Source organism: Microbacterium panaciterrae (genome assembly GCF_039541635.1).
GTDB classification, from domain to species: Bacteria; Actinomycetota; Actinomycetes; order Actinomycetales; family Microbacteriaceae; genus Microbacterium; species Microbacterium panaciterrae.
This window is the reverse complement of sequence record NZ_BAABGP010000024.1, coordinates 41,376-59,842: the sequence shown is the minus strand read 5'-3', so window position 1 is coordinate 59,842 and position 18,467 is coordinate 41,376. Positions and strand designations below refer to the sequence as shown.

The following is an 18,467-nucleotide window of genomic DNA, read 5'->3' as shown; positions in this document are numbered from 1 at the left end:
TTCGCATGTCGACGATCAGCCACCGCGAGATGCGCGACAACGGCGCCGAGGTGCTTCGGCGCGTGGAGGCTGGAGAGACGATCACTGTGACGAACCGCGGCGAGCCGGTCGCGGACCTCTCCCCGATCCACCGTTCCGTACTGGATGAACTCCGTGCGGCGGGGCAGACGCGCCCGGCGACGCGAGATCGCGGCTCGTTGGGTGAGATCGTGCGCGCGAAGCTTCCCGATGGCGTGACGACAGCGGACATCATCGCGGATGTCCGTGGGCACGAGCGCGGCTACTGATGGTTTTGGTCCACGGCGACACATCGGCAGCGATGAAGGCGCGCTTCGCCGAACGCGAGTCGGCAGCGCTCGGCTACCTGGCGACTGCGGAGGGCGTCGATCTGGTCGCGGCGTGACTGCTTCACACGGAACTGCACTGCGCTGCGGTACGGCGAGGTGGCGTCACCTCTGCAGAGATCGCCGACGTCCTGCAGACGATCGAACTCATCGATGTCACCCGGGGCGACTTCGTCGCGGCTGGGACGCACCGTGGCCTGCGTGCTGCCGATGCGCTGCACCTGACGATCGCGTTGCGACTCGCCGCAGAGGAGATCGTGACCTACGATCGCGAGCTCGCCGAGGCCGCCCGGCGCGCGGGAATTCGCGTCGTATCGCCGGGGGCTATGGCGCAATAATCGCCAGCGCGCACGCGGCAAGGGCTGATACCGCGCCGGATCGGTCACCGGCTACACCACGAACCGCCACACGTACTCGAGGCCGTCGTCGGGGCGGAACCAGGCGAGCGTGATCACGACATCGTCGACGTCGGTGTCGCACAGGCAGATCTCGAGCTTCTCGTCGGCGGCGACGCGGCCCCAGAGTTGCGTGCGACCCGGGTCGTGCGTCGTGCGAGCGAACACGCGCACGAAGTCGATCCTCGCTCCGGCGTTGGTGACCACGGGGTGCGTGCGGTCACGGCGATCCACGGTCCAGGGCACAGGGTAGGACGGATCCGGATGGCCGGGTCGCGCGGGGGGAGGGCCGGGGCTGCGTGTCATGCCGTCACGCTAGGAGCGGGTCCCGACGTGCGGAGTCCGCCCGGGCCGCTGTATACGGAGACTGTGCAGAACCTCTTCCGAAGAGCTCGTGTGCGGAGCGGTCAGGCGTCGGTCGAGGCCGGATCCGGATGCAGCGCCGGGCCCGGTGCCTCCGGTGCAGAGATCGGCGTCCTGCGGCGGCGCACGAGCTCCTGCGCACGACGGCCGACGACGCCGACGCCGCGGGCTGCAGTTCCGGCGGCACCGGCTACGGCGGATCCCGCCACCTGCGCGCCCCTGGCCACTCTGCGCTCGATGCGCTCGGCACCAGGAACGGGCTCGAGCTCGGCGGGCAGCAGCTGAGGCGGCACCCCGAACGCGCGACGCGACGTGGTCAGCACGCGCCGCCCCAGCACGTGGTTGCCGGCGCCGCCGATGACCGCGCCGATGCCGAACGGCAGCGCCTTGCCGATGAAGGACGCGCCGCCGACGGCCGCGAAGTGACGGATCAGCATGCTCTTCAGCCGATCCGCCAGCGGGCCGACCGCGGCGCGGGGCAGCGACTTCGTGATGAGTTCGCCCCAGTAGGCGGGGCGGGCAGCGCCCTTCCCGGCGGCCTGGCCGGCCAGCTGCCGGATGAGGTCGATGCCTTCCTTGCCGAGCATGAGAGTCATCACCAGCGCACGCGCGCGATCCGGATTCGTCACCGAGATCCCGTGCACCTCCGCGACCGACTGCGCGAACAGCGCCGTCGACTCGACGAAGCCCGCCGTCTCGACCCCGGACAACGCCAGCGTCACGCCTGTGGTGACCCCGGGGATCACCGCGGTCGCGCCCACGGCAGCCCCGCCCGTGGTGACGGCGGCGAGATAGCGGCGCTCCAGCAGCGTGATGATCTCGGCAGGAGAGGCATGGGGGTGGCGCAGCCGGATGCTGCGGATGTGCGCGAGCACGAGGGGGCGCTGCACGGCGAGCACCCGGTCCAGCCCGCGGATCACCATCGGATGCTCGTCGGATCCCGCAGGCGGGACGCCGCCGGCCCACGGCGCGTCATCAGGCAGCGAATGGATCCGCTGGACCTTGCCCCTGTGGACCGCGCCCGTGCCGTTGTCGTCTGTCCGCCCCATGATCCGAGCCTAAGGGTGCCGTCTGCGAAGACCCCGAGCCCGCCCCGAACGCCGAGGAGCCCGTGCCGGACGGCACGGGCTCCTCGGTGAAGAAGGATCAGGTCACACGAACTGGTTCGCGCGCTCCAGGTCTTCGGCGAAATCGACCTCGACCGCGTACAGGTCGGAGATGTCCATCGGCTCCAGCAGCAGGCCGTTCTCGACGATGGCGAGCTCGAGGCCGCGCTCGAAGTAGTCCTGGTCCTCGACACGCTGCAGCTGCCGCATGAAGGCCTGCTTGTCGCGCGACGAGATGTAATTGATGCCGACCGCTTCGCCGATGCCACCGCGCACAGTCTTGGAGAGCTCCTTGATGTAGCCCTCGGCGTCGACGGTGTACTTGACCTCTTCGTCGCTCACCTTGGCGGTGTTCACGGTGACGAAGGACTGGTCGCGCTCGATGAAGTCGATGGCGCGGCCGAGGATGCGCGGGTCGAACACGACGTCGCCGTTCATCCAGAGCACGCCCTTGCGGCCGGTCGCCGCCAGCCCGCGGAGCAGGCTCTTCGACGTGTTGGTCTGGTCGTAGCGCTCGTTGTGCACGTAGTTCACATCCGGGAACGCCTCGATGATCGTCTCGGCGCGGTAGCCCACGATCGACGTGATGCGGACATCGTCGCCGAAGGCCGCGTGGATGTTGTCGTGCTGCTGCTGCATGATGGATCGCCCGTCGCTGAGCTCGGTCAGCGGCTTCGGGAGGGAGCGCCCGAGGCGGGATCCCATTCCTGCGGCAAGAATGATGGTCTGAAGAGTCACAGAACTGCTCCTGTTACTTGTGTTCACGGTTACTTCACCGATGGGACACTTCCTCGTGCCAGGGAAGATGCTATCGATCCACCCTGAGAGCGAGCGGGAGAAGCCGGTCGTGTAGCCATTCCGTTATGGGGTGCACAGAACTTTCCCAGCTTGGGGAGACCGGGAATCGGTCTCCGATGTCACGTCCCGTGTCGTCGGGATCGATGTCGACCACCTCGATTGATAGCGTGAAGGGGTGAGCGCCGCACCGAACGACCCCAGTTCGCCTCAGGACTCCTCCCCGCCCACGAAACCCCGTCGGCCCGTTGCGAAGAGCCCTCGCACGGCTGCGGACACCGCGCGAGTGAAGGCGGAGGTGCAGTCGAACACGGCGCGCGCGGCTGCGGCCAAGCGCGCCGCCGCACGCGCGGCCGCGGTACGCGCCGCGACGGCCAAGGCGACGGCCGAGAAGGCGGCATCGGCCAGGGCGGATGCCGTCGCTGAGGAGGCGAAGGAGTCGGCGGCGAAGGTCGCCGCGGTCAAGGCGAGTGCGCCACGTGCGACGCCCGCCCGCCGACCGAGCGCCCGCACAGCCCGGGCAGCCGAGGAGATCATCGCGCCGGAGGAAGCCGCGCCGATCATCGACCAGCTCTCGCCCTCGACCACTCCGGCAGTGGATGATGCTCCTGTGGACATTGAACGGGGGACCACGGCGCCGATCGCGCCGGAGGCGGTGGTATCCGCGCCCACAGAGGTCGTCGCCCCGGAACCGGACGTGGCACCCGTGTCAGAGGTCGTCGAGACGGCGGCCGAGCCGGACGCGCCGGCGGGCCACGCGCTCGTGGTCCGGGGGCTGGTCAAGCGGTTCGGCGACTCCGTCGCGGTGGATCGGATCGATCTGACCGTACCCGCCGGATCCTTCTACGGCATCGTCGGCCCGAATGGCGCGGGCAAGACCACGACGCTGTCGATCATCGCCGGGCTGCTGCGCCCCGATGCCGGCACCGTGCGCGTGAGCGGGATCGATCAGGCCGTCCATCCGCTCGCCGCGAAGAAGGTCCTCGGCGTGCTGCCCGATCGCCTGCGCACCTTCGACCGGCTCACCGGACGCCAGCTGCTGCACTATTACGGGCTGCTGCGCGGGCTGCCCTCCGCTGTCGTGGAGAAGCGCGTGGCCGACCTCGCGCGCGCCTTCGATCTCACCGGCGCGCTCAGCCGGGTGGTCTCGGACTACTCGGCCGGCATGACGAAGAAGATCATGCTCGCCGGCGCCATGATCCACTCGCCCCGCGTCCTGGTGCTGGACGAGCCGTTCGAGTCGGTGGATCCGGTGTCCTCCGGCGTGATCCTCGACATCCTGCGCGCGTATGTCGCGCACGGCGGCACGGTGGTGCTGTCCAGCCACGGTATGGACCTCGTCGAGCGGGTGTGCTCCCGGATCGCCATCATCGTCGGCGGCGAGGTGCTCGCCGAGGGCACGGTCGACGAGGTGCGTGCGGGGCAGACGCTCGAGCAGCGCTTCGTCGAGCTGTCCGGCTCCGCCGGAGAGGTGGAGGGGCTGGAGTGGTTGCACACGTTCTCCGACTGAGGTTGATGCTGGCGCTCGGGGCGCTGCGCGGTGACCGCAGTCGGGTGACGCGCACCGTCATCGCCCTCGTGCTCACCATTGCCGCGACCCTGGTCGCCGTGTTCGCGATCCGCAGTCTCGCGCACAGCTCGGAGGCTGCGGCGCACACCGTGGTCGTGCTCGGGAGTTCGGCGGTCGTGCTCGGCTTCTTCGTCGCGCCGATCCTGGCCGGATCCGTCGACCAGCTCGATCCGCGCCGGTTCGTCGTGTTCGGAGTCGACGAGCGCCGGCTTCCCGCGATCCTCGCGCTCGCCGCGTTCGTGAGCGTGCCCAGCCTCGCGCTGCTCGTGGTGCAGGTGAGCGTCGTCGTCCTCGGGATCGCGCTCGGCGCGCCCTGGACGATCGCGGTGCTCTCCGGGGTGCTGAGCCTGGTCATATCGGTGCTGGCGGCTCGGGTGGGGATGGCGCTCAGCGCCGTGGTGCTCCCGGAGCGGCGCTCGCGCGAGCTGACCGCGCTGTTCGCGCTGGCCGTCATCGTCGTCGCCGTGCCGGTCTGCGTCTTCGTGGCGTCGCTGGGCTGGGACGGGGCCGTGCCGCCCGTGCTGCACGGAGTGGCGGACGTGCTGGGCTACACGCCGCTGGGCGCGGCCGCGGCGCTCCCTTTCCTCGCCGTGACGGGGGACTCCTCGGGGCTGTGGACCGCACTCGTCATCGCGGTGCTGACCGCCGCCGTTGCTGCCGCAGCATGGCTCATGCTGGCGCGCCGGGCCCTGCGCCGCACGGATCGCGCCCAGACGGTCCGCGAGCGGCCCGGCCTCGGCTGGTTCGGCCTGCTGCCGTCGAGCGCGTTCGGCGCCGTCGCGGCGCGCAGTCTGGTGTACTGGCTGCGCGACGGCCGCTACCTCGTCAACGTCGTGATCGTGCCGATCGCGGGCGTGCTCACCGTGATCCCGCTGCTCGTGGCCGGAGTGCCGCTGGAGGTGGCGGCGGCGCTCCCCGTGGCGATCATCGCGCTGTTCTTCGGCTGGCTGCCGCACAACGACGTGGCGTACGACTCCACGGCGTTCTGGATCCACGTCGCGAGCGGCGTGCGCGGCGTGCCGGACCGGCTCGGCCGGCTCGTGCCCGTCCTGCTGTTCGCGGTGCCGACACTCGCGATCGCCATCCCGGTGACGCTGGCCGTGATCTCGCGGTGGTCCGCCCTGCCGATCCTGATCGGCGTGGTGGCGAGCCTGCTGCTGACCGGGCTCGGCCTGTCCAGCATCTTCTCCGCACTCGCCCCGTATGCCGTGTCGCGGCCGGGGGACAGCCCGTTCCAGCAGCCGCAGCGATCGCGCGGCGGTGCCGTCGGCCAGGCCGGATCCCTCCTCGGTGCGCTGCTGCTGAGCGTGCCCACCTTGCTGCTCGCCTGGTCGGCGATGGACGATCCCGCGCTGGCCACCGCGCCCACGCTGTGGGTCGGCGTCGGCACCGGCGTGGTCGTGCTCGTCGCGGGCGTGCTCCTCGGCGGGCTGGCGTTCGAGCGTCGCGGTGCCCCGCTGATGGAGTTCGTCGAGAGCGCGTGAGCCCGCGGATCGCACCGCACCGGCGCCTCTTCGCGCTCGCGCGATTAGACTCGCCAGCATGAGCACTCCGCTGGACGCCCCGGATCAGGGCGGTGTCGCCACCCTCGATCGCGAACTCGAGCAGCTCCTCAACGAGGAGCTGCAGGAGCCCGGAGACCACGAGCGGTTCTCCCATTATGTGAAGAAGGAGAAGATCCTCGAGTCCGCGCTCACGGGCAAGCCGGTGCGTGCGCTGTGCGGCAAGAAGTGGACCCCGGGCCGCGACCCGGAGAAGTTCCCCGTCTGCCCCACCTGCAAGGAGATCTACGAGTCCCTGGTGCGCTGACCCTGCGAGAGCCTCAGGGACCGTCGGGATCGAGGATCCTCAGTCCGCGTCGAGGTAGACGGTCGGGATCGCCGGATCCGATTTGCTGAGCGCGAGGGCGCGCACCGGCAGCTCTTCCCGCACCCGCAGATGGTGCTCGCGCGCGGCGAGCGTGCCTGCGGGGCCCTCGAACGCCGTGTCGATCTCGCCGCCGTCCACGAAGCTCACCTGCAGGGCGCGGCCGTCCGGGTGCGCCGCGGGGGAGTCCAGATCCTCGAAGCCGTCCGACACGACCACGGTCTCGGACTGCGCGACGCCGTCCGACACGATCCGGAACGCCGCCTTGCGGCCGCCCTTCGAGGCCTTGTCCTGGGAGGCCTTCGCCACCGCGACCCAGCCGCCGTCCGAACCCTGCCGGGCGACGAGCTTGTAGACCATGCTCGCGGTCGGGTAGCCCGAGCCGGTCACGACCGAGGTGCCGACGCCGTAGGCATCGACGGGCGACGCGGCCAGCGACGCGATCGCGTACTCGTCCAGGTCGCTCGTGACCGTGATCCTGGTTCCGGTCGCGCCCAGCTCATCGAGCTGCTGGCGTACCGCCCCGGCGACGATCGGCAGGTCGCCGGAGTCGATCCGCACCCCGCCGAGCCCGGTTCCGGCGACCCTGATCGCAGTCTCGACGCCCTGACGGATGTCGTAGGTGTCGACGAGCAGGGTCGTGTCGGTGCCGAGTGCGGCGATCTGCGCCCGGAACGCGTCCTCCTCGCTGTCGTGCAGCAGGGTCCAGGAATGCGCGGCCGTGCCCATCGTGGGGATCCCCCAGGTGCGGCCTGCTTCGAGGTTGCTGGTGGCGCCGAAGCCGGCGATGAACGCGGCGCGGGCGGCGGCGACGGCGGAGTCCTCGGCGGCCCGGCGCGAGCCCATCTCGGCGAGCGGACGCTCGCCCGCGGCGATGCTCATCCGGGACGCGGCGGTCGCGACCGCGGAGTCGTGGTTCAGCACGCTGAGCGCGAGGGTCTCCAGGATCACGGCGTCGGCGAAGGTGCCCTCGACGGTGAGGATGGGGGATCCCGGGAAGTACAGCTCGCCCTCCCGGTAGCCGCGGATCGAGCCTGCGAACCGGTAGGCCTCTAGATGGCGCAGCGTCGGGGCGTCGACGACCTTCTCGTCGCGCAGGTAGCGCAGCTCGTCGTCGCCGAAGCGGAAGTCGCGCAGCAGCGAGAGCAGGCGGCCGGTGCCCGCCACGACGCCGAACCGGCGTCCGCCCGAGAGCCGGCGGGAGAACAGCTCGAACACGCTGGGGCGGGCGGCCGTGCCGTCGCGCAGCGCGGCCTCCAGCATCGTGAGCTCGTAGCGATCGGTCTTCAGGGCGCTCGACGCGGTCATGATCCACAGCATAGGACGCGCATCGCGGCCGGAGCGCGAGGGACGCAGCGGCTAGGCTGGGGCATCATGAACGACGCGCCGATCGGGATCTTCGACTCCGGGGTCGGCGGTCTCACCGTCGCCCGGGCGATCCGGGCTCAGCTGCCGCGCGAGTCCTTCGTCTATATCGGCGACAGCGCGCACTCGCCGTACGGGCCCAAGCCGATCGCGGACGTGCGCCGGTACGCGCTCGAGGTGCTCGACACGCTCGTCGACCAGGGCGTGAAGATGCTCGTGATCGCCTGCAACACGGCGTCCTCGGCGATGCTGCGCGACGCACGAGAGCGCTACGACGTGCCGGTGGTCGAGGTGATCGGACCGGCGGTCCGCCGCGCGATCTCGACGACCCGGAACGGGCGGATCGGGGTCATCGGCACGGTCGGCACGATCGGATCGCGCGCATACCAGGACATGCTCGAGGTGAATGAGACGCTGTCGGTGCACGCCGCGGCCTGCCCGCGCTTCGTCGAGTTCGTGGAGGCCGGGATCACGGACACCCCGGAGGTGCTCGCGACGGCCGCGGAGTACCTCGCGCCGTTGCGCGGCGCGGACGTCGACACGCTCGTGCTCGGCTGCACGCACTACCCGTTCCTGCGCGGCGCGATCGGCTACGTGATGGGCGAGGGCGTCGCCCTCGTCTCCAGCGACGACGAGACCGCGGGCGACGTGTACCGGCAGCTGGTGCGCGGAGATCTGCTCGCTCCGCCGGACGCCCGCCCCCGCTACGTGTACGAAGCCACCGGCGGATCCGCCGCCGAGTTCACCGCCCTCGCCAACCGCCTGATGGGCCAGGAGGTGCGCGATGTGCAGCTCGTGCAGACCGGCGTCATCGACCTTCCCCACCTCAAGGAGTTCTCATGACCGAGTCCACCATCCGCAAAGACGGCCGCACCGTGGACCAGCTCCGCCCGATCACGATCGAGCGAGGCTGGAGCGCCCAGGCCGAGGGATCCGCGCTGATCAGCTTCGGCAACACCAAGGTGCTGTGCACGGCGTCGTTCACGAACGGCGTGCCGCGCTGGCTCAGCGGCAAGGGCAAGGGCTGGGTCACGGCCGAGTATGCGATGCTTCCGCGGGCCACGAACGACCGCAACGACCGGGAGAGCGTGAAGGGCCGCATCGGCGGGCGCACGCATGAGATCTCCCGCCTGATCGGCCGCGCCCTGCGCGCGGTCGTCGACACGAAGGCGCTCGGCGAGAACACGATCGTCATCGACTGCGACGTGCTGCAGGCCGACGGCGGAACGCGCACCGCCGCGATCACCGGGGCCTACGTCGCCCTCGCCGACGCCATCGAGTGGGGCCGGCGCAAGAAGTTCATCGGGCAGAAGTCGCAGGTGCTCCGCGACTCGGTCGCCGCGGTGTCGGTCGGGATCATCGACGGCGAGCCCATGCTCGATCTGGCCTACGTCGAGGACGTGCGCGCCGAGACCGACATGAACGTCGTCGTCACCGGCCGCGGTCTGTTCGTCGAGGTGCAGGGCACGGCCGAGGGTGCGCCCTTCGACAAGCGCGAACTGGACGCGCTGCTCGAACTGGGCGTGAACGGCTGCGCAGATCTGCGCGACCGCCAGCTGGCTGTCTTGGCCCCTTCGACAGGCTCAGGGACCGAAGCGTGAGGATCGTCCTCGCGACGCACAACCCGCACAAGGTCGCCGAGTTCGGCGGCATCGTCGCGGCGACCAGGCCGGATCTCGAGGTCGTCGGCTACGACGGTCCGGAGCCCGTCGAGGACGGTGTGACGTTCGAGCAGAACGCCCTCATCAAGGCCCGCGCAGCGGCCGCCCACACCGGGCTTCCGGCGCTCGCCGACGACTCCGGCATCGCCGTGGACGTGCTGGGCGGGTCGCCCGGAGTCTTCTCCGCCTACTGGGCGGGGCAGAAGAAGGACGACATCGCGAACCGCGACCTCCTGCTCGACCAGCTGCACGACGTCGCGGATCCGCACCGTTCCGCGCACTACGTCAGCGTCATCGCGCTGGTCCTGCCGGACGGGCGTGAATGGACGGTCCGCGGCGAATGGCCCGGCCGCCTCGCGCACGCGGCCGTCGGCGATGGCGGCTTCGGCTACGACCCGATCTTCGTCCCCGACGGGCAGAGCGGTGCCGAGCGCACAGTGGGCGAGTTCACCGCCGAGGAGAAGCAGGCCCAGTCGCATCGCGCCCGCGCTTTCGTCGCCCTGGTGCCGCTGCTCGCGGGGCTCTGAACCGTCCACCGCAACTGAGAATCATCCCCATTCCCGACTAGGCGAAAACCGCTCCGACCGGGTCATCCCCGCTCTACCCTGGAAGCATGCACGATCACGCACCCGCCACCGGGATCCGCTCCGCAGGCCATCGCCGCCTGCTCGCGATCTCCCTGACGCTGACGAGCGTGATCATGCTCGTGCAGGTGGTCGGCGCGATCCTGAGCGGATCCCTCGCGTTGCTCGCCGACGCCGCGCACATGTTCACCGACGCGTCGGCGCTGGTCATCGCGCTGATCGCGAGCGCGGTGGCCGCCCGCCCCGCAGACGACCGGCGCACGTTCGGTTATCAGCGCGCGGAGGTGTTCGGCGCTCTGATCAACGCGATCATCCTGATCCTGCTCTCGGCCTGGGTGGCGTTCGAGGGCATCTCCCGGCTGCTGCACCCGGCCGATGTCGAGGTCGCGGGAAATCTGATGCTCATCGTCGCGGTGGTCGGCCTGGTCGCGAACGGCATCTCGATGTGGCTGCTCAGCGCCGCCCAGCGCACCAGCATCAACGTGCGGGGCGCCTATCTGGAGGTGATGGGCGACCTGATCGGCTCCGCGATGGTGATCGTCGCGGCGATCGTGATCATCACGACGGGCTGGGCGCCCGCCGACGCGATCGCCTCGCTGATCATCGCCGCGATGATCGTCCCGCGCGCGATCTCGCTGCTGCGCGAGGTGTTCTCCGTGCTCGCCGAGTCGGCCCCCAAGGGCACGGCGGTGGGCGACATCCGGCGGCACCTGCTCGAGTACCCGGGCGTGACGGGCGTGCACGACGTGCATGTGTGGCAGCTCACCCGGGGTGCGCCGGTGTTCACCGCGCACGTGTCCGTGCAGCCCGAGGCGCTCGCGGACGGGGGAGCGTCTGCGCTGCTGCTGCAGATGCAGACCTGCCTCGAGGAGCACTTCGACGTCGAGCACTCGACCTTCCAGATCGAACCGGACGCGAGCGGTCAGGGCGGCGCCGGCGACTGCGAGGCCGTGCACGCCTGAGGCTCTCGAAGGGTCAGTCCTCGACCACGACCTCGCCCGGCGTCTTGTCCGGCCGCAGCCCCCGCCAGCGCGCGTGCCGGAGCACCAGATCCGGGGTCCAGTTCGAGAACTCCACCTCGCCGACCAGTTCGGGACGCACCCAGAGCGCGTCCGAGGCGTCGGCGACAGGGACGCCGTCGACGGCGGGTGCGATCACCCGCAGCGGGTCGAGCCGTGCGCTCAGATCCTTGAGGGCGCGGTCGGTGAACCCCGTGCCGACCCGGCCGACGTAGCGGAGCCCTGACGGCAGGCGGGTGTCGGGGATCGCGAGCAGGAGTGATCCGATGCGCCCGCCGCGATCGCCCTTGCCGGGACGGATCCCGACGATCACGACCTCCTGGGTCTTCGTGTGCTTGATCTTCAGCCAGTGGGGCGTGCGGGCCCCGGGCGCGTAGCCGGAGGCAGGATCCTTCACCACGACGCCCTCGAGATCGAGTGCGGCGCTGGTGGCCAGGGCGGCTTCGACGTCATCGAAGACCGGCGGCACCAGGACGGGCGCCGGCAGATCCGCGGCGATCGACTCCAGCAGCTCGCGGCGGTCCCGCAGCGCCAGGCCGGTGAGGTCGTGCCCTTCGAGGCGGAGCAGGTCGAACAGGTGGTAGCGCACCGGCGTGCGGATCACCTCGCGCTCGATCTCCCGCGCCCGGGTCAGGTGCATGCGGTCCTGCAGGCGCGAGAAGCTGGGGCGGCCATCGGCATCCATCGCCACGATCTCGCCGTCCACGACGGCCTCGCCGATCGCGAAGCCGGGGGCGCCGTCGGCGGTGAGCTCCGGATAGCGGTCGGTGATGTCGACGCCGCTGCGCGACCGCAGCCGGAAGCGCCCCTCCGACCAGGTGCCGATCGCGCGGATCCCGTCCCACTTGATCTCGGCCCAGCCCAGGCCGCGGGCGGTGCCCGGCGTGCCGTGCTCGGCGAGCATCGGCGCGTATGCGGGGACGGTGTGTCCGGGCTCAGGATCGGTGCGCGGTTCCGCTCCGCGATCGGTCCGTCGGTCGCGCAGTCCCCCGCCGGTGATCCGCTCGCGAGCTCGCGGATCGCCGGCTCCCGCCAGACCCGATGCCTGCGCGACCGACGGACCGATCGCTGCGCTCCGGTCGGTCGGCCGGCCCGCGTGTTCGGGGGTGGGTGTGGGGGCTGGGTGCGAGAGCGGGGCGAACGGGTCCAGGCCCGACTCGGCGCGTTCGAGGACCTCGTCGAATCGCAGGTGGCGGAGGGCGGGATCCTCCAGCTCGGCCCAGGTGCGGGGGGCGGCGACCCACGGCTGCGGGCGGCCGCGCAGCGAGTAGGGGGCGATGGTGGTCTTCTTGCCGTTGTTCTGGCTCCAGTCCAGGAAGACCTTGCCGGCGCGCAGGGTCTTCGTCATGACGCTCGTGACCAGCGTGGGATGATCGGCCTCGATGGCGCGGGCGAGGGCATGCGCGACGGCGGAGATCTCGTCGCTGGTGCGGTCGCCGGGCAGGCCCGCGTACAGGTGGATCCCCTTGCTGCCGCTGGTGACCGGCACCGGATCCAGGCCCATGCCGACAAGGATCGTGCGGGCGATGAGCGCGACCTCCGCGCACTGCGCGAGCGTCACATCGGGGCCCGGATCGAGATCCAGCACGAGCCGGTCCGGATTGCCTCGGCTCCCGTCGGCGGTGAAGCGCCACTGCGGCACGTGCAGCTCGATCGCGGCGACCTGTGCCATCCAGACCAGGGTGGCGACCTCGTCGATGAGGGGGTAGTCCTTGGCGCCGCCGGAGTGCGGGATCGCCTGCCGGCGGATCCAGGACGGCGCGCCGGGCTCGAGCTGCTTCGCGAAGAACGACCCCTGCGGATCCTCGGCGGTTCCGACGCCCTCGACCCAGCGTTTGCGGGTGACCGGCCGGCCGGCGACCGCCGGCAGCAGCAGCGGGGCGATCCGCGCGTAGTAGTCGATCACCTCGCCCTTGGTGGTGCCCGCGTCGGGGTAGACCACCTTGTCGAGGTTCGTCACGCGCAGCCGCCGCTCGCCGATGCGCACGAACTGCGGGCCGTCTGCCATGCCGTCAGGCTATCCGAGGCCGCGCGGGTGGTGTTCACTGGTGCCATGAGGACGATCTGGAAGGGCTCGCTCACCTTCGGCCTGGTCAACGTGCCGGTCAAGGTGTACTCCGCGACGGAGGACCACGACGTCTCGCTGCACCAGGTGCACGATGCGGACGGCGGGCGCATCCGGTACAAGCGCGTGTGCGAGGTGTGCGGCGAGACGGTCGCCTACTCCGAGATCGATCGCGCCTATCAGGACGAGTCGCAGACGGTGGTGCTGACGAAGGAGGACCTGGACTCGCTGCCCGCCGAGCGCAGCCGCGAGATCGACGTCGTCGAGTTCGTGCCCTCCGACCAGGTCGACCTGCTGACCCTGGACAAGGCCTACTACCTGGAACCGGATTCGAAGTCGCCCAAGGCGTACGTGCTGCTGCGCAAGACCCTCGAGGCGACCGATCGCACGGCGATCGTGCGCTTCACACTGCGCCAGAAGACGCGCCTGGCGGCGCTGCGCGTGCGCGGCGATGTGCTCGTGCTGCAGACGCTGCTGTGGGCCGACGAGGTGCGCGAGGCGGACTTCCCGGCGCTGCAGGAGGAGGTCGCGGTCACCGAGAAGGAACTCGAGCTGTCCGCGACGCTCGTGGAGGGATTCTCCGCCGACTTCGATCCGAGTGCGTTCGTCGACGAGTACCAGGTCGAGCTGCGCACCCTCATCGACGCGAAGATCGAGAAGGGCGAGGCTTACGAGACCGAGGAGACGTTCGCGCCGGCCGAGAAGGGCGGCGAGGTCATCGACCTCATGGAAGCCCTGCGGGCGAGCGTGGAGAAGTCACGCGCGGCGCGGGCCGGGACGACTGACGAAGCCCGGCGCGACGTCGGCTGAGCCGGATTCAGATCTCCGGCTCGACGACAGGGGTGCCCGCGGCGGTCTCCTTCTTGGCCTTGCGGCGTTCGTTGAAGTAGTGCCACGCCGTCACCCCGAGGGTCAGCACGACGACCCCGAGCAGGATCACGTCGATGTACTTCGTGACGAAATCGGCGACCCACGGGATGTATGCGATCACGTAGCCGATCATCGTCATGACGAATGCCCACAGAACAGCACCGATGAGGTTATACAGGCTGTAGCGACGCCACGGCATCTTCCCGACGCCTGCGGCGACGGGGGCGAAAGTGCGCACCACGGGAACGAAGCGAGCGATGATGACCGTGAGACCGCCGAAACGGTCGAAGAAGTGGTTCGTGCGCTCGACATTCTTGGCGCTGAAGATTCCAGATTCTCGGCGTTCGAAGATCGCCGGTCCCGCCTTGTGGCCGATGTAGTAGCCGACCTCACCGCCGATGAATGCGGCCACGGCGATGAGCGTGCAGACGAGCCAGATGTTCAGGTGGAACACGTCGACGGTGTGCGTGAGGAGCCCGGCGGTGATCAGCAGCGTGTCGCCCGGCAGGATGAAGCCGATCAGCAGACCCGTCTCCGCGAAGATGATCCCCAGCACGATGAGCAGCGCCCAGGGGCCCGCTATGAGCGTGTTCGGGTCGAGCCAGGGGATGAGGGCGGCGTGGTGCACAGGTGGATCCCGTCCGTGGTGTCGTCGCTGGGTCTCGCGGCCGCGCGGGATTCGCGCGGCGCACACCGGAGGTTCCCGGCATGTGTTGAAGTCTAGAGCGGACCGGCCGGACTTAGGCTGAGACGAACTGCCCGTCGACGAAGGATCCCGCATGCGCGTCGCTCTCCGCTCCCTGATCCGCGAAGGCCACGAGGCCGGCTACGAGCGCGATCATGAGACGATCCCCGCCGACCTGGTCGCCTCGTTCGGACGTCTCGGGATCCACGACTGGACCATCTGGCGCGACGGACGAGACCTCTTCCACGTCGTGGACTGCGACGACTTCGGTGCGGCGATGCGGGCGCTGGACGACGATCCCGCGAACCTGCGCTGGCAGGAGTTCATCAACCAGCACGTGCAGAGCTTCGGCGGCGTCGGTGAGCCGGAGGACATGCCCCTCGGCGAGGTGTGGCGACTGCGGGATCAGCGCGCCGCATCCTGACCTCGTGTGCGGAAGGTGGGACTTGAACCCACACGCCCGGAGGCACAGGAACCTAAATCCTGCGTGTCTGCCAATTTCACCACTCCCGCGAGTGCGATCAGTCTACCGAGCAGCTGATGGGCGCCTCGCGGCGGGGCCTGTGGATAACTTTCGAGCCTGATCCCCGGATCCTGCGACGATGCCCTGGTGAGCCTGACCACCGCATCCGTCACCGAGCGGGTGCGCGCGCGTCTGCGAGCCGAGCGCACCGATCCGTCTGTGCACCCCGACGAGGCCAGGCGGATCGCCCAGTTCGAGGTGCGGCGGCACAACGATCAGGCGCTCGCGCGCGGGACCGCGACGATCGATGACGAGGCCGCGTGCGTGCGGGACATCCTCGCGGGAGTCGCCGGATACGGTCCGCTGCAGCCGCTGCTGGAGGATCCCGAGATCGAGGAGATCTGGCTGAACGGACCGGGGCGGGTCTTCGTCGCCAGGGAGGGGCGCAGCGAGCGCGTCCCGATCACGCTCACGGAGGCGCAGCTGCGCGACATCGTGGAGCGGATGCTGCACTCGACGGGCCGTCGCGTCGACATCGGGCAGCCGTTCGTCGACGCCTCGCTGCCGGACGGCTCCCGCCTGCACGTCGCGATCGCCGATGTGGTGCGCGGATCCTGGGCGGTCAACATCCGCAAATTCCTGCCTCGCTACCGGAGCCTGGACAGCCTGGTCGCGCAGGGCATGGTTCCCGCCTCCGTCGCGGCGCTGCTCTCCGAGGCCATGCACGGGGGGCGCAGCGTCATCGTGTCCGGCCCGACCCATGCGGGCAAGACCACGCTGCTCGCGGCGCTCGTCGCGGAATGCGCGGAGCAGCGGGTGATCACCGTCGAGGAGACGTTCGAGCTCGGGGTGGAGGCCCCTGATCTCGTGGCCCTGCAGGGGCGGCAGGCGAGCATGGAGGGAACCGGCGAGATCACGCTGCGCCGGCTGGTCAAGGAGGCGCTGCGCATGCGCCCGGACAGGCTCGTGGTGGGGGAGGTGCGCGACGCCGAGGCGCTCGATCTGGTGCTGGCGCTGAACACCGGCATCCCGGGAGCCGCGACCGTGCACGCGAACTCGGGCGCAGAAGCCCTCGAGAAGCTGTCGATGCTGCCGCTGCTGGCCGGGCGCAACATCGACCGGGCGTTCATCGCACCGGCGCTCGCCGGATCGATCGACCTCGTGGTGCACTGCCGGCGTGAAGCCGACGGGAGCCGGCGCGTGGCCGAAGTGATCGAACCGCTCGGGGTCGACGAGCGCGGACGGATCGAGCACCGCGTGATCCATCGCGATGAAGGCGCGGGCCGGCTCGCGTACCGGGAGCAGATCGCATGACGCTGCTGCTCGGAGCGCTCCTCGCAGCCGGCCTCCTGCTCGCCGCGTCGCCCTGGCTGTGGCCCCGCGCCAAGGTCGAACGCGCACCTCGTGCCGGGGCCGCCACGCGGCTGCTCCGCGAAGCGGGATTCCGCACGGATGGCCGCGTCCTCGTCGTCGCGATCGTCGCCGGCGCGCTCGTCGCGGGCTCTGTCGCCTGGCTGGTCACCGGCACGGCTGCCTTCGCACTGGTCCTCGCCGTCGCCGGTGCGGCGGCGCCGGTGATGTTCCTGCGCGGCCGTCGGCAGCGGCTGCTCCGGCTCCGGCGCGGATTGTGGCCGGATGTGTGCGACCTGCTGATCGCCTCGATCCGTGTGGGCATGCCGCTCCCCGATGCGGTCGCCGCCCTGGGGGACGCAGCGCCGGGGCCGCTGCGTCCGGCGTTCGCGGCGTTCGCGCGAGACCTGCACGCCACGGGTCGATTCGACGCGGCGGCGGTCACGCTCAAGGAGGGGCTCGCGGATCCTGTCGGCGACCGCATCGTCGAGACGCTGCGTATGGCGCGGGAGGTCGGCGGCACCGAGCTCAGCACGGTGCTGCGGTCGCTGTCGACATCGGTGCGGGCCGAGGCAGCTCTGCGCGCCGAGGTCGAGGCCCGACAGTCCTGGATCCGCGGGGCCGCGGTGCTCGGCGCGGTGGCACCCTGGGTCATCCTCGTGCTCCTGCTGCTGCGGCCGGAGGGAGCACAGGCGTACACGAGTCCGGAGGGCGTCGCACTGATCCTCGTGGGAGCCGCGGTGTCGTTCATCGCCTTCCGGATCATGCTGCGCATCGGGCGGCTGCCCGAGCCGAGGCGGTGGTTCCGATGAGCGGGGTCAGCGATCTCGCTGTCGCGGTCCTGCTGGGCGGCGTGCTGGCCGCCGGGCTCCTGCTGGTTCTGGCGGCATTCCCGCGCTGGCGCACGGCGAGTCTCAGCGCGCGCATCGCCCCGCACCTGCGCGACATCATCGACGACGGCGACCCGATCGATCGGCTGCCGTGGCGCATGCCGGCCGGCGGATCCTGGGCGGCCAGGATCAAGAGCGTCTTCGGCCTGTTCGGGGGCGGCGACGCCGGTGTCGCGCTGCGGATGTCGCAGGCGGGCCTGCCCGGCGGACCGACCCGGTTCCGCAGCCGTCAGCTGGCCTGGGTGCTGGCGGGCCTCGGCGTCGGAGCCGTGGCGACTCTGTCTCTGGTGCTCGCCGGGCGGCTGTCCGCGCCGGCGGTGCTGCTGCCGCTGTTGTCGGCGGCGATCGCAGGAGTTGGCTGCGAGGCGCTGCTGGGCGCGCGGGCGAAGTCACGCCTGGCGCGGCTCACCGAGGAGCTGCCGACCGTGCTCGAGTTCCTCGCGCTCTGTCTGTCGGCGGGCGAGGGACTTCCGGATGCGATCCGGCGGGTCGCGACTGCCGGATCCGGGGAACTCAGCGCGGAGCTTCGCAGTGTGATCCTCTCCGTCAACACCGGATCGTCGCTCGCCGATGCGCTCGGCGACTGTGCACATCGGCTCCAGATCCCTGCGCTGTCACGGGCGACCGACCAGATCGTCGCCGCGCTCGAACGCGGCGCTCCGCTCGCCTCGGTGCTGCAGGCCCAAGCCTCGGACGCCCGCGAGGAGACCAAGCGCGGCCTCATCGAACAGGCCGGTCGCAAAGAGATTTTGATGCTCTTGCCGCTGGTCTTCGCGATCCTCCCGTTGAGCGTTCTGTTCGCCGTCTTCCCCGGCGTCTTCATCCTCCGGCTCGGGCTCGGATAGCTCTCGACCTCGGCCTCGGCCTCCACGAAAGGAACCGCCATGAACACCGACCTCGACTCCGCGTTGCCGTACGGCGCGCTCGACGACGATCCGGAGCGCGGCGATGTGCCCGGATGGGTGCTGATCACCTTGATGACCGCGGGATTGGTCGTCTTGATCTGGGCGGTCGCCGGGCCCGCCCTGACGAACCTGTTCGAGCAAGCGATCTCGCGGGTCAGCGGGCTCTGAGGC

Annotated in this window: 21 protein-coding genes and 1 tRNA gene; 14 read left to right on the top strand and 8 right to left on the bottom strand. The window is 70.4% G+C overall.

Annotated elements, in window-relative coordinates:
- Positions 1–5 precede the first annotated feature (5 nt).
- A complete protein-coding gene (locus ABD882_RS16860; protein WP_345188575.1) occupies positions 6–287 on the top strand; it encodes a type II toxin-antitoxin system Phd/YefM family antitoxin in 282 nt (93 codons plus the stop codon).
- On the opposite strand, the gene ABD882_RS16855 is transcribed toward ABD882_RS16860, so the two are convergent.
- The 4 genes from ABD882_RS16855 to ABD882_RS16840 all read right to left on the bottom strand — a co-directional run bounded on the left by ABD882_RS16855 (position 281) and on the right by ABD882_RS16840 (position 2,946).
- Positions 281–730, bottom strand: a complete 450-nt coding sequence (locus ABD882_RS16855) for a hypothetical protein (protein ID WP_345188574.1) — start codon at positions 728–730, stop codon at positions 281–283. The two genes, ABD882_RS16860 and ABD882_RS16855, sit on opposite strands and share 7 nt — an antisense overlap.
- Before the next feature lie 3 nt (positions 731–733).
- Positions 734–1,045: a hypothetical protein gene (locus ABD882_RS16850; protein WP_345188573.1), complete on the bottom strand. Its 312-nt coding sequence runs from the start codon at positions 1,043–1,045 to the stop codon at positions 734–736.
- 101 nt (positions 1,046–1,146) lie between these two features.
- A complete protein-coding gene (locus ABD882_RS16845; protein WP_345188572.1) occupies positions 1,147–2,151 on the bottom strand; it encodes a hypothetical protein in 1,005 nt (334 codons plus the stop codon).
- A 102-nt stretch (positions 2,152–2,253) separates the two neighbouring features.
- On the bottom strand, positions 2,254–2,946 hold the full coding sequence (locus ABD882_RS16840) for a phosphocholine cytidylyltransferase family protein (RefSeq protein WP_345188570.1): 693 nt from the start codon (positions 2,944–2,946) through the stop codon (positions 2,254–2,256).
- Positions 2,947–3,181: 235 nt separating this feature from the next.
- Between ABD882_RS16840 and ABD882_RS16835 the strand changes: the two genes are divergently transcribed.
- Genes ABD882_RS16835 through ABD882_RS16825 form a run of 3 tightly spaced genes read left to right on the top strand, consistent with a single transcriptional unit; the run spans position 3,182 to position 6,382 of the window.
- Positions 3,182–4,513: an ABC transporter ATP-binding protein gene (locus ABD882_RS16835; RefSeq protein WP_345188569.1), complete on the top strand. Its 1,332-nt coding sequence runs from the start codon at positions 3,182–3,184 to the stop codon at positions 4,511–4,513.
- Positions 4,514–4,518: 5 nt separating this feature from the next.
- The gene (locus ABD882_RS16830) at positions 4,519–6,057 is read left to right on the top strand and encodes a hypothetical protein (protein WP_345188568.1); all 1,539 of its coding nucleotides are present in this window, start codon (positions 4,519–4,521) and stop codon (positions 6,055–6,057) included.
- A gap of 58 nt (positions 6,058–6,115) precedes the next feature.
- Positions 6,116–6,382 (top strand): DUF3039 domain-containing protein, encoded by a 267-nt coding sequence (locus tag ABD882_RS16825; protein ID WP_345188567.1) that lies wholly within the window; start codon positions 6,116–6,118, stop codon positions 6,380–6,382.
- Between the two features lie 39 nt (positions 6,383–6,421).
- Here ABD882_RS16825 and ABD882_RS16820 read toward each other — a convergent pair whose 3' ends face one another.
- Positions 6,422–7,747, bottom strand: coding sequence for a nicotinate phosphoribosyltransferase (locus ABD882_RS16820; protein WP_345188565.1), 1,326 nt, complete (start codon positions 7,745–7,747; stop codon positions 6,422–6,424).
- Positions 7,748–7,813: 66 nt separating this feature from the next.
- Here ABD882_RS16820 and murI point away from each other — a divergent pair, with 66 nt between their 5' ends.
- The 4 genes from murI to ABD882_RS16800 all read left to right on the top strand — a co-directional run bounded on the left by murI (position 7,814) and on the right by ABD882_RS16800 (position 11,011).
- The gene (murI, locus tag ABD882_RS16815) at positions 7,814–8,647 is read left to right on the top strand and encodes a glutamate racemase (protein WP_345188564.1); all 834 of its coding nucleotides are present in this window, start codon (positions 7,814–7,816) and stop codon (positions 8,645–8,647) included.
- Positions 8,644–9,405 carry a ribonuclease PH gene (rph, locus tag ABD882_RS16810; protein WP_345188563.1) on the top strand — a complete coding sequence of 254 codons (762 nt, stop codon included), beginning with the start codon at positions 8,644–8,646 and terminating at the stop codon, positions 9,403–9,405. Before murI ends, rph begins: the two co-directional genes overlap by 4 nt.
- Positions 9,402–9,992 (top strand): RdgB/HAM1 family non-canonical purine NTP pyrophosphatase, encoded by a 591-nt coding sequence (gene rdgB / locus ABD882_RS16805; protein ID WP_345188562.1) that lies wholly within the window; start codon positions 9,402–9,404, stop codon positions 9,990–9,992. The genes rph and rdgB overlap by 4 nt, the downstream gene beginning before the upstream one ends.
- Positions 9,993–10,078: 86 nt before the next feature.
- A complete protein-coding gene (locus tag ABD882_RS16800) occupies positions 10,079–11,011 on the top strand; it encodes a cation diffusion facilitator family transporter (protein WP_345188561.1) in 933 nt (310 codons plus the stop codon).
- Positions 11,012–11,024: 13 nt separating this feature from the next.
- On the opposite strand, the gene ligD is transcribed toward ABD882_RS16800, so the two are convergent.
- Positions 11,025–13,076, bottom strand: coding sequence for a non-homologous end-joining DNA ligase (gene ligD, locus ABD882_RS16795; RefSeq protein WP_345188560.1), 2,052 nt, complete (start codon positions 13,074–13,076; stop codon positions 11,025–11,027).
- 45 nt (positions 13,077–13,121) lie between these two features.
- Between ligD and ku the strand changes: the two genes are divergently transcribed.
- Positions 13,122–13,943, top strand: a complete 822-nt coding sequence (ku, locus tag ABD882_RS16790) for a non-homologous end joining protein Ku (RefSeq protein WP_345188558.1) — start codon at positions 13,122–13,124, stop codon at positions 13,941–13,943.
- A 7-nt stretch (positions 13,944–13,950) separates the two neighbouring features.
- Here the strand turns inward: ku and ABD882_RS16785 are convergent, their stop codons facing one another.
- Positions 13,951–14,631 carry a DedA family protein gene (locus ABD882_RS16785; protein WP_345188557.1) on the bottom strand — a complete coding sequence of 227 codons (681 nt, stop codon included), beginning with the start codon at positions 14,629–14,631 and terminating at the stop codon, positions 13,951–13,953.
- A gap of 151 nt (positions 14,632–14,782) precedes the next feature.
- On the opposite strand from ABD882_RS16785, the gene ABD882_RS16780 reads away from it, so the two are divergent.
- Positions 14,783–15,112: an L-rhamnose mutarotase gene (locus ABD882_RS16780; RefSeq protein WP_345188556.1), complete on the top strand. Its 330-nt coding sequence runs from the start codon at positions 14,783–14,785 to the stop codon at positions 15,110–15,112.
- A 7-nt stretch (positions 15,113–15,119) separates the two neighbouring features.
- Here the strand turns inward: ABD882_RS16780 and ABD882_RS16775 are convergent.
- Positions 15,120–15,201: transfer RNA gene (locus tag ABD882_RS16775), tRNA-Leu, on the bottom strand.
- Between the two features lie 97 nt (positions 15,202–15,298).
- Here ABD882_RS16775 and ABD882_RS16770 point away from each other — a divergent pair.
- The 4 genes from ABD882_RS16770 to ABD882_RS16755 are packed head-to-tail and all read left to right on the top strand — an operon-like array spanning position 15,299 to position 18,464.
- Positions 15,299–16,465 (top strand): TadA family conjugal transfer-associated ATPase, encoded by a 1,167-nt coding sequence (locus tag ABD882_RS16770; RefSeq protein ID WP_345188555.1) that lies wholly within the window; start codon positions 15,299–15,301, stop codon positions 16,463–16,465.
- Positions 16,462–17,313 (top strand): type II secretion system F family protein, encoded by an 852-nt coding sequence (locus ABD882_RS16765; RefSeq protein WP_345188553.1) that lies wholly within the window; start codon positions 16,462–16,464, stop codon positions 17,311–17,313. Before ABD882_RS16770 ends, ABD882_RS16765 begins: the two co-directional genes overlap by 4 nt.
- The gene (locus tag ABD882_RS16760) at positions 17,310–18,236 is read left to right on the top strand and encodes a type II secretion system F family protein (RefSeq protein ID WP_345188552.1); all 927 of its coding nucleotides are present in this window, start codon (positions 17,310–17,312) and stop codon (positions 18,234–18,236) included. The genes ABD882_RS16765 and ABD882_RS16760 overlap by 4 nt, the downstream gene beginning before the upstream one ends.
- Before the next feature lie 39 nt (positions 18,237–18,275).
- Positions 18,276–18,464 (top strand): hypothetical protein, encoded by a 189-nt coding sequence (locus ABD882_RS16755; RefSeq protein ID WP_345188551.1) that lies wholly within the window; start codon positions 18,276–18,278, stop codon positions 18,462–18,464.
- The last annotated feature ends 3 nt before the right edge of the window (positions 18,465–18,467 follow it).